The organism is Streptomyces oceani, assembly GCF_001751245.1.
GTDB classification, from domain to species: domain Bacteria; phylum Actinomycetota; class Actinomycetes; order Streptomycetales; family Streptomycetaceae; genus Streptomyces; species Streptomyces oceani.
The window spans coordinates 498,029-509,609 of sequence record NZ_LJGU01000127.1 but is presented as its reverse complement, the minus strand read 5'-3'; the positions used below and the strand labels follow the sequence as shown (position 1 = coordinate 509,609).

At 68.8% G+C, this 11,581-nt stretch carries 1 protein-coding gene and 3 pseudogenes; all 4 read left to right on the top strand.

The genetic code is table 11. The annotated features are described in order from the left end of the window. Positions 1-273: 273 nt before the first annotated feature. The gene (locus AN216_RS15390; RefSeq protein WP_070197214.1) at positions 274-933 is read left to right on the top strand and encodes a M23 family metallopeptidase; all 660 of its coding nucleotides are present in this window, start codon (positions 274-276) and stop codon (positions 931-933) included. A gap of 548 nt (positions 934-1,481) precedes the next feature. Beyond that, positions 1,482-7,886 (top strand): annotated as a pseudogene (locus tag AN216_RS15385) (type I polyketide synthase); the annotation flags it as partial. Beyond that, positions 7,850-10,915, top strand: a pseudogene (locus tag AN216_RS31320) (type I polyketide synthase); the annotation flags it as partial. The pseudogenes AN216_RS15385 and AN216_RS31320, both read left to right, overlap by 37 nt. Continuing rightward, a pseudogene (locus AN216_RS31315) lies at positions 10,913-11,425 on the top strand (polyketide synthase dehydratase domain-containing protein); the annotation flags it as partial. The pseudogenes AN216_RS31320 and AN216_RS31315, both read left to right, overlap by 3 nt. Positions 11,426-11,581 lie beyond the last annotated feature (156 nt).

Sequence of the window (11,581 nt, the reverse complement as noted above, 5' to 3'; positions counted from 1 at the left end):
AAGGACTGGTGGTCCGAGGTCCCTCCTGGCCCGGCGTAGCCGGCTGCGCCTCGACCTGACGGGGCGGCTGTTCGTCAGGAGAATGCGGCAGTTGTCACGGCAGCGCGCTCGATGTGCCTGACCCGGCGTCCGGTTGCGGCCGGCGAGGCGGAGTGTCGGCCACCTCGGGAGCCTCGACCGCGTACGCTCGCAGATCTGTTCCCATGACTGCCCGTCACCCCTGTGGACCGCTCCCGCATGCGTGGGTCGCGTGACCGGTTTTGGCTCACTGGTATGAACGCAGCGAATCGACAACCGATCAACGCGGTGTCCCGCTTGGTCTGCGGCACGCTGACGGCAGGTCTGATCCTCGGCATGTCCCCCACCTGGGCCGCGCCCGCGTCCGCGCACTCCGAGCCGCACTCCGAGCCGCCACGCTCCGGGCCGCGGGCCGCCGGTGAGCAGAGTCGTGTCGGCTTCGGGCCACTCGGCGTCCTGTGGCCGGGAGAACTCATCCACTTCTACGGCGGCCGGCCGTACGGCTCGCCCGGCTCCTGGACCCGGCCGCTCTCCAACCCCGAGGTCTCCGAAACCTACGGCGCGCGCGGTGACTGGGCCGCCGGCCACCACACCGGCGTGGACTTCGCCGTCCCGACCGGTACCCCGGTACGCAGCGTCGGCGACGGCACGGTCGTCTTCTCCGGGGACTCGGGAGCGTACGGGGAGCTGATAGTCGTCCAGATGAGGGACGGCACGTACACCCTCTTCGCCCACCTCTCCGAGCGGGACGTGCACAAGGGCGACCAGGTGCGGGCGGGTACCTCGCTGGGCAAGTCCGGGAACACCGGCAACTCGACGGGGCCGCACCTGCACTTCGAGACCCGAGCCGAGCGGGACTACGGGTCGGACATCGACCCGATGTCGTATCTCACGCAGCGCGGAGTGCGTCTCTGACGAGCTGACATCTCCGCCCCTCATGCGGTGCGGCGCGTCGGGCGGGTCCAGGGGCCCGCCCGACGGTCACGTTCGGTCGCTTTCCACTATCTCTCGGTTCGCGGAAAGCGTCCCGATGCGGTGTTGAGCTCGCACCACGCGGGTGCCTCGGAGGCTCGTGTGGTCTCTTCAGGGGCTGGATGTGACGTCATGTAGTTGCCATGAACCAGCGTTCGCCTGTCAGCTTTATGACGGACCTCCAGAATCGTTAGGTGACGGGGCCAGCTTGTGGCAATACTGCATGCACCGTCACATCGATAAGAGATTCGTGAGGCCGGTATACGGACACGGGGGCCCGAGTCAGCAGCGCCTGCAATATCTGTGCAGCAGGTAGCGGTCGAGAGTTTTCGCACAGGCTGCGCATTGCTGCGAACTGAGCACGATATTCAGCTCCGAGTGTTCGGTGCGCTCGCGTGCGCAAACGTCAGCGAGGCATGACCGCAGCTGAATAGCAATCGGCCGCCCGCGCCGAGACAGGGGGGATTTAGGTGGCTTCCGACGAGAGCGACATCGTGAGCGCACTCCGGAACTCCGTAAAGGAGACGGAGCGACTGCGGCGGGAGAATGAGAAGCTCGTCAGCCGGCTCAGCGAACCGATCGCCATCGTGGGAATGAGCTGTCGGTATCCGGGCGGGGCCTCCTCTCCGGATGAACTATGGGAACTGCTTTCCAGTGGGCGGGATGCCGTGACGGAGTTCCCGAACGATCGAGGCTGGGATCTCGACCGGATCTATCATCCCAATCCCGACCACCCCGGTGCGGCCTACACCCGCGAAGGCGGCTTCGTCGCGAACGCCGGCGAGTTCGACGCGGAATTCTTCGACATCAGTCCCCGGGAAGCCTTCGCCATGGATCCGCAGCAGCGGATGCTGCTCGAGGGCACCTGGGAGGCCATGGAGGACGCCGGCATCGACCCCGCCTCACTGCGTGGCAGCAACACAGGCGTGTTCACCGGCCTGATGTACGCCGACTACCAGCATGTCGCGGGTAAGAGCAGTCGCCGTGACGAGATCGAGGGTCATCTGATGATCTCGTCGGCGGCCAGTGTGGCCTCCGGCCGTATCAGCTACACCTTCGGCCTCGAGGGTCCCGCGGTCTCGGTGGACACCGCGTGTTCGGCCTCACTCGTGGCGCTCGCGCAGGCCTGCTCGGCCTTGCGGTCCCAGGAATGTTCGCTGGCGATCGCCGGTGGCGTCACCATCCTCACCCAGCCGAGCATCTTCATCGAGTTCGCGCGGCAACGCGCCATCTCGCCGGACGGCCGGTGTAAGGCGTATGGAGCCGCCGCCGACGGAGTGGGCTGGGCCGAGGGAATGGGCCTGCTGATGTTGGAGCGGCTCTCCGACGCGCGCCGCAACGGTCGGCGCGTCCTCGGGGTCATCCGTGGTGCCGCGGTGAACCAGGACGGCGCGAGCAACGGGCTGACCGCGCCGAACGGTCCTTCGCAGGAACGGGTCGTCCGCGCGGCACTGGCCGACGCGGGTCTTTCGCCTTCTGATGTGGACGCGGTCGAGGGTCATGGTACGGGCACACGACTCGGCGATCCGATCGAGGCCGAAGCCCTGCTAGCGACCTATGGCAGCGAACGGACGGCGGGACCGCTCTGGCTCGGCTCAGTGAAGTCGAACATCGGGCACACCCAGGCCGCCGCGGGTATCGCCGGCGTGATCAAGATGGTGCTGGCGATGCGGAACAACACGCTGCCGCGAACACTGCACTCCACCGAGCCCTCTCCACACGTCGACTGGTCATCGGGCGCTGTGCGGTTGTTGACCGAAAACCAGGACTGGCCCGCCACGGACCGTCCCCGCCGGGCCGGCGTTTCCTCGTTCGGGGTCAGCGGCACGAACGCGCACGTCATCATCGAGGAGCCGCCGCCCCACGAGCCGGAGGACGTGGCAGAGCCCGGCCCCGTGCCGTCGGTGGTTCCCGTACCGCTGTCCGCGCGTTCCGACGCGGCGCTTCGTGCGCAGGCGGACCGGTTGCGTGCGTTGCTGATCGCCCGACCGGAGATCACGACATCGGACCTCGCGGCGTCGCTGGCGACTACGCGATCGCTACTCGACCACCGGGCCGTTGTCGTCGCGTCGGACAGGGGCGCTCTGCTGACCGGACTGGGGGCGCTGACCTCCGCGGATGAGTCCGACGTCGTGGTCGAGGGCCGACCGACCAGCGGGAAGCCCGTGTTCGTGTTCCCCGGGCAGGGCGCGCAGTGGGCGGGGATGGCCACGGAACTGGCCGAGTCCTCGCCGGTCTTCGCAGAGCGCCTGGCCGAGTGCGGTGCCGCCCTGGAACCGTTCGTCGACTGGAGGCTCACGGACGTCCTTCGGGGTGTGGACGGCGCGCCGTCCTTGGAACGCGTGGACGTCGTGCAGCCCGCCCTGTGGGCCGTCATGGTGTCGATCGCACGGCTGTGGCAGTCCCACGGAGTACGGCCCTCCGCGGTCGTCGGGCACTCGCAGGGCGAGATCGCCGCAGCCTGCGTTGCCGGGATCTTGACCCTTGAGGACGGCGCCCGCGTCGTCTCCCTGCGCAGCAGGTTGGTGCGGGACCAACTGGCCGGCCGAGGCGGGATGCTGTCGATCTCGTTGCCGGCCGAACGGGTCGAGAAGCTACTCCTGGGCTACGAGGGTCGCGTCGCGGTCGCGGCGGTGAACGGTCCCACCACCGTCGTCGTGGCCGGCGACCCGGAAGCTCTGGACGAGCTGCGGTCCCGATGCGATGGCGACCAGATATGGGCGCGGCGCGTGAATGTGGACTACGCCTCGCATTCGGCGCAGGTCGAGACAATCGAGCAGCAGCTCCGCCTCGAACTGAAGCCCGTCTCGCCCAGCCGAGCTGAGGTGCCGTTCTACTCCACCACCCTGGGCGGGTTCGTCGAGGGTGGGGAGTTGGATGGTGCGTACTGGTATCGCAATCTGCGGGAGCCAGTTGGGTTCGAGCCCGCGGTGCGCGCGCTGCTCGAGCGTGACACCACGGCGTTCCTGGAGATGTCGCCGCATCCGGTGCTGACCACGGCCGTTGAGGAGACAGCGAACGGCAGGGCGACCGCCGTCGGTTCGTTGCGGCGGGATGAGGGTGGTCCGGTGCGATTCGTGACCTCGCTGAGTGAGGCCCACGTCGCCGGCGTGGGCGTGGACTGGTCCATGCTGCACGCCGGGGGCCGTTACGTGCCGCTTCCGAAGTACGCCTTCCAGCGGCACCGCTTCTGGCCTACGGAGGCGGCCCGGGCGGGGGACGTGACGGCCGCGGGACAGCGCCGGGTCGAGCAGTCCGTGCTCGCGGCTGCCGTTCGGGTCACCGACCGGGACGAGTGGCTGTTCACCGGAAGGGTGACGCGGGAAACGCTGCCGTGGACACGGGATCACATGGTGTTCGGGACGGTCATGGTTCCGGGTACCGCGCTGGTCGACTGGGCGCTCAGCGCGGGACGCGAGGTGGGTTGCCCCGTACTGGACGAACTGGTGCTGGAGTCGCCGCTGCTCTTGGCGGACGAAGCAGCCCTCGATATCCAGGTGAGTGTTGGCCCCGCGGACGGGGAAGCACGCCGTGCGGTGGCCATCTACAGCAGGCAGTCAGGCGACGAGGGCATGGAAGGCGCCACCGCCTGCCACGGTCGCGGCTGGCTGACCGAACGGGAGCCCGCGGCGCAACCGCTGCCGGCCGTATGGCCGCCGGCGGACGGTGAGGCGCTGCCGCTCGGGGAGTTCTACGGCCGACTGGCTGACATCGGTCTCGAGTACGGTCAGCTCTTCCGCGGCGTGCGTGCGGCATGGCGCGTCGGCGACGTGCTCTACACGGAGGTCGCGTTGCCTTCTGACGAAGACGTCGCCGGCGGCGCTCCACATCCGGCGCTGCTCGACGCCGCAGTGCACAGCTTCCTGTTGTCGACCGAGGACGAGGTCGTGAACCTGCCGTTCGCCTGGTCGGGCGTGTGGCTGAACCCGAAAACGGATGTCACACGGGCGCGAGTCCGTATCACGCCCGAGAGCTCGTCCGGGTTTCGGGCCGACGTAGCCGACGACACGGGGCAATCGGTCGCGACCGTGACCTCTCTCGGCCTCCGTCCCTTGGACCGTGGGCAGGTCGAACGTGCCCAGGGCGGTGTGCGGCCACTGTTCCACGTGGACTGGACCGAGGTCGCCGCGCCGACGGCGGAACCGGCGGCGGTCGTCCAGCTCGGCGAGCAGTACCAGGATCTGGCCGCGGTGGAGCAGGCGCTGGCTGAGGGTTCGCTGGCGACACCGGACATCGTCGTACTGGAGGTCGGCACGGCATCCGAGGAATCGGCGTTGGGCGCACGCGAGGTCGTCGCCGAGACGCTGACCACGGTGCAGCACTGGCTGGCCAGCGAGCGGCTGGCAGAGGCCAGGTTGTTCGTGGTGACCCGGGGCGGAATCGCCGTCGGTACCGAGCCTCCCGACGTCACGCAGGCCCCGGCCTGGGGCTTGGTGCGCAGCGCGCAGTCGGAGCATCCGGGCCGTCTCGTGCTGGTGGACCTCGACGTGGGTGCCCAGCCTTCCTGGGAATCGCTGGCCAGGTTGGACGAGCCCCAGATCGCGTTGCGGGAGGGCCGGTTGCTCGCGCCGCGGTTCGCGGCGGTCGCGGAGCAGGTACCCGTCGATGGCGATTGGCGGCTGGGCGCGGGGCGTACGGGTTCGCTGGACGATATGGCCCTCGTCCGGTCCGAAGGCCGCCGACCGCTCGGACCGGACGAGGTACGCGTCGCGGTCCGTGCCGCCGGGTTGAACTTCCGCGATGTGCTGATCGCGCTCAGGATGTATCCGGGCGAGGCGCCACTGGGCAGTGAGGCCGCGGGCGTTGTGCTGGAGGTCGGCACGAGTGTGAGCGACCTGGAGCCCGGTGACTCGGTGATGGGCTTGATCCCCGATGCCTTCGGACCGGTCGCCGTGACGGACAGACAGATGATCGTTCCGATGCCGGCCAAGCTGTCCTTCGTGGAAGCGGCAGCGGTGCCGGTGGTTTACCTGACCGCGTACTACGGACTGGTCGACCTTGCGGATCTTCGAGCGGGGGAGCGACTTCTGGTGCACGCCGCCGCAGGCGGTGTCGGCATGGCCGCCGTGCAGCTGGCTCGGCATTTTGAGGCGCAGGTCTTCGCGACCGGGAGCCCCCGCAAGTGGGAAGCGATTCGGAGCCTTGGCGTGCCAGCTCAGCGGATCGCCTCCTCCAGGGACCTCAACTTCCGGGAAAGATTCCTGGACGCTACCGACGGTGCTGGGGTCGATGTGGTGCTGGACTCACTGGCCGGCGAGTTTGTGGATGCCTCGCTTGACCTCCTGCCACGCGGCGGGCGCTTCATCGAGATGGGCAAGACCGATATCCGGGACCCGGAAGCCGTCGCCCGGGATCGCCCGGGAGTGCGGTATCGGTCGTACGACCTGATGGAGGCGGGGCCGAGCCGAATCCAGGAGATGCTCAGCGACATCGTCTCGTTGTTCGACTGGGAAGTGCTGTCGCCAGTGCCGACCCGCTCCTGGGACGTGCGCGAGGGCGCCGAAGCGTTCCGATTCCTGCGCGAGGGCCGCAACGTGGGCAAGATCGTGCTGACCATACCGCCACCACTCGACGTTGAAGGCTCGGTACTGATCACCGGCGGTACCGGGGGGCTTGGCGGCTTGTTCGCCAGGCATCTCGTGACCCGACACGGCATACGGAACCTGGTGCTGGTCAGCCGTCGCGGACGCGCGGTCGATGGGGTGGACGACCTCGTCGCCGAACTGGAGGCGGCAGGCGCCACGGTCCAGGTCGAGGCGTGCGACGTTGCCGACCGGCAGCGGTTGGCAGAGTTGTTGAGTACGCTCGATCGGCCGCTGACGGGGGTCGTGCACGCCGCGGGTGTCCTCGACGACGGTCTCATCGAAACCCTCACGCCCGAGCAACTCGAGCGTGTCATGCGCCCCAAGATCGACGCGGCGTGGAACCTCCACGAGCAGACGGCGGGTATGGACCTGTCGGCGTTCGTACTGTTCTCATCGGCCGCCGGTCAACTGGGCACCCCGGGACAGGCGAACTACGGTGCGGCCAACGCGGCGATCGACGCGCTCGCTCAACTGCGCCGCGCGAAGGGACTCCCAGCGATCTCGCTGGCGTGGGGACTCTGGGCGGACGCCACTGGCATGACCGGCGAACTCGGCGAGGCTGACCTCGCGAGGATGCGGCGCACCGGCATCGGGGCGATAGAAACCGAGCTTGGCCTGGAGCTTTTCGACCAGGGTCTCACGTCGAAGGTGCCGGTCCTGGCGCCGGTGCGGCTGGACATGACCGCCTTGCGAAACCAGGCGGCCGACGGCGCACTACCCGCCCTGCTGCGCGGACTCGTCAGGGCGCCGTCGCGCCGTGACCGGACAGCGGGGTCCCTGCGGGAACGGCTCGCCGGAGTGGCCACGGCCGACGCCCAACAGGTCGTGCTGGACCTGGTGCTCGCACAGGTCGCCGCCGTACGGGGCAACGCTTCGGGCTCCGAGGTCGACGCGGAACGCGCCTTCAAGGAACTCGGGTTCGACTCACTTGCCGCTGTCGAGCTGCGTAACCGGCTCAACCGGGTCACCGGCCTTCGGCTACCCGCGACGCTGGTGTTCGACCACCCGACTCCGGTCGACGTGGCCAGCCTGCTCGCTCAGGAGGCCGAGGTTACCGAGGACGGTGCTCCACCGCCGTACGACGACGAGTTCAGACGCTTCCAGGGGCTGCTGGCCGCGGTCGCCGACGACGAGCAAAAGCTGGCTGAGGTCGAGCCGCGTCTGCGCTATCTGAGCAACCGGTTGCGCGACGTGCTCGGCAGGTCCGGTGGCGCGGCAACCGACCTGGACGTCGGTTCCGAGGAAGAGCTCGACGTGGTGTCCGACGACGACATATTCGATCTGATCGACAAGGAGATCGGGTCCGCATGAGCGAACACATGGACGAGCAGAAGCTTCGTACCTACCTGCGGAAGGTCACCTCGGAGCTGCGGAGCGCGAACCGCCGCGTGCGTGAACTGGAGCAACGCGACGAGGAACCACTCGCCATCGTCGGCATGAGCTGCCGTTACCCGGGCGGGGTGAACTCCCCGGACGACCTGTGGGAGCTCGTCGCCTCGGGCACAGACGCGATGACCGCGTTGCCCACTGACCGTGGCTGGGACCTGGAGCGGCTGTCCGGCGGAGCAGCGGACCAGCCAGGCGCCATCACCACCGACGCGGGCGGGTTCATCGACGGGGCTGGCGACTTCGACGCCGACTTCTTTGGGATCAGCCCGCGTGAGGCGCTGGCTATCGACCCGACACAACGGATCGCGCTGGAAGCGGCGTGGGAGGCCTTCGAGGACGCGGGGATAGCTCCCAACTCGCTACGCGGCACCGACACCGGGGTCTTCTGCGGCACAGTCACCTCGGACTACGGGGGGACGATGCCGCGGGAACTGGAGGGCTACCGGCTCACCGGGACCCAGAGCAGTGTGGTGTCCGGGCGGATCGCCTATCACCTGGGGTTGGAGGGGCCAGCCGTCACGGTGGACACCGCGTGTTCTTCGTCACTGGCCGCCATCCACCTGGCAGGGCAGGCGCTGAGGTCGGGTGAGTGTTCTCTCGCGCTGGTGGGCGGCGTGACGATCCTCGCGGGCCCCTTCCTGTTCCTTGAGTTCAGCCGTCAGCGTGGACTGGCACCGGACGGGCGGTGCAAGGCCTACGCAGCCTCGGCGGACGGTACGGGATTCTCCGACGGCGTGGGCCTGCTGGTCCTGGAGCGTCTCTCGGACGCCCGGCGGCTCGGCCACCGCGTGCTCGGACTGGTGCGCGGCAGCGCCATGAACCAGGACGGCGCGAGCAACGGGCTGACCGCGCCGAGCGGCCCGTCACAAGAGCGGGTGATCCGGGCCGCGCTGGCGAACGCGGGCCTGTGCGCCGCCGATGTCGACGCTGTGGAGGGACACGGTACGGGGACTCAGCTCGGCGACCCGATCGAGGCCCGAAGCCTGCTGGCCACGTACGGCGTGGAACGTGCGGGCGGGCCGCTGTGGCTGGGCTCGATCAAGTCCAACATCGGGCATACGTCGGCCGCGGCGGGTGCCGCGGGCGTCATCAAGATGGTCATGGCGATGCGGCACGGCGTGCTGCCGGCCACGCTGCACGTCGACGAGCCGTCGCCATACGTGGATTGGGAAGACGGCCGAGTCCACCTGCTGACCGAAGCGCAGGAGTGGGCCAGAAGCGACCGTATCCGGCGCGCTGGCGTGTCGGGCTTCGGGATCAGCGGCACGAACGCGCACGTCATCCTGGAGGAAGAACCTCAAGGCGATCCGGAACCCGCTCCGGCCAAGCGCTCGTTGGACACGGCCCCGGTGGTGCTCTCGGCACGTACTGAAGCCGCGTTGCGCGCGCAGGCGGAGCGGCTACGGAAGCACGTCGAGGGCCGATCCGACCTGTCCGTGCCGGACGTCGCTCTGTCGACGGTGTCGGGGCGGGCGTTGCTCGACCAGCGGGCGGTGGTGGTCGCGTCCGATCGTGACACCTTGCTGAACGGCCTCACGGCAGTGGAGTCCGGTACGTCCGCGGTCAGCGGGAAGACAGCGCTGCTGTTCTCCGGCCAGGGCACGCAGCGCGCTCGCATGGGCGTGGAACTGGCGGCGTCCTTCCCGGTGTACGGGCAGGCACTGGACGAAGTGTGCGCCGAGCTGGACCCGCGCGTCGGTCGCTCCGTACGGGACCTGCTCGAGGCTGAGGAGGGCACCGCTGAAGCGGAACTCCTGGACGCCACGGAGTTCACACAGGTCGCGTTGTTCGCGGTCGAGACGGCGTTGTTCCGGCTGGTGGAGTCGCTCGGCATCGGTGTGGACTACGTCATCGGGCATTCGGTGGGTGAGATCGTCGCGACTCACGTCGCCGGTGCCCTGTCACTACCAGACGCCTGTGAGCTGGTCGTGGCCCGCGGACGGCTGATGGGGGAGCTGCCAGCCGGCGGGGCGATGGTCGCCGTGGAGGCTGGCGAGGAGGAGGTTCTCGACACGCTGCGAGACTTCGCGGGCAGGCTTTCGATAGCCGCCGTGAACGCCCCCCGTGCGGTGGTCGTGTCGGGTGACATGGAGGCGGTCGAGGAATGGCTGCCGGCCTGGGAGGGACACCGGACCTCGCGGCTACGCACCTCGCACGCGTTCCACTCGCCGCGGATGGAGCCGATGCTGGACGAGTTCCGCCGCGTCGTGGAGCGACTGCGCTTCGAGGAACCGCGCCTCCCCGTCGTGTCCAACGTGACCGCTGAGGTCATGACGACCCATGACCCGGAGTACTGGGTGCGGCACGTGCGCGAGACCGTGCGGTTCGCCGACGGTGTGTCCGCGCTGTACGACCTAGGCGTTCGCAGGTTCTTCGAACTGGGCCCGGACGCGGTGCTCACCGCGATGGCACGCCAGTGCCTGGACGATGACGCACAAGTGACGTTCGCCCCGGCACTGCGGTCGAAGCGTCCGGACATCGAGGCGTTCACCGGCTTCGTCGCGCAGGCGTACGTTGCGGGCAGCCGGGTGGACTGGCCGGTCTTCTACGCTGACACCGCGGCACGCCTGGTCCCGCTGCCGACGTATGCCTTCCAACGTCAGCGTTACTGGCTGGCGCCGAACAGTGGAGACAGAGTCGCCCCAGGGCTGCAGCAGTTGGAGCATCCGGCGCTGTCCTGTGTGATGCAGGTGGGTGACCGGGACGAATGGCTGTTTACTGGACGAATCTCCACTGAGGAGCATGGGTGGACCACTGAGCACCAATTGTTCGACACGGTTGTCGTGCCCGGGACGGGTCTGATCGAGCTGGCCCTGACCGCGGGCGCCCAGACCAGCACCCCGGTGGTGGACGAGCTCGTGATGGAGGCTCCGCTGCTGCTGGCGAGCGGCGTCGGACGCCAGGTGCAGGTGGCTGTTGGCGCACCCGACCGCGACGACCGGCGCGAAGTGGTGATCTACTCGTACCCGGAATCCGGCGCTGAGCGGGAAACCACCTGCCATGCCCGTGGCGTTCTCGGCCCGCCGAGGGTCGCCACGCCACGGTGGGCCGAGCAGTGGCCACCCGCCGGCGTAGAGCCCCTACCGGTGGAGGAGCTCTACGGCCGCCTGTCCGACATCGGCTACACCTACGGCCCCGCGTTTCAGGGCGTCCAGGCCGCGTGGCGGGATGATCGGCATACCTATGCCGAGGTCGTCCTACCGGACGTGGTCGAGGCCGGCACCTACGGCATCCATCCCGCGTTGTTCGACGCCGCGCTGCAGAGCGGTGTCTTCCTATTGACCGACGGGGACCACGGCCAGCGCATGCCGTTCAGCTGGAACGGCGTGCGTCTCGACCAGCCGGGTGCCACCCGGCTGCGGGTGCGCTCGGTTCGTACGGGAGAGGACGCGTTGCGGCTGGAGGCCGTTGACGAGTCGGGCACCCCGGCGGTGGCGATCGAGTCGATCGCTGTGCGTCCTGTCGAGCAGTCCCGTGTGAACGGTGGTGGCCGGCGTTCGCTGTACACCCTCGACTGGCTGCCCGTCACCCAGGAGGGGCCAGCGGTCGAGGTCGCCAGACTCACGGAGCTTGATGCGGCTCTGACAGCGGAGATGCCTGAGGTCGTTCGCACGGAG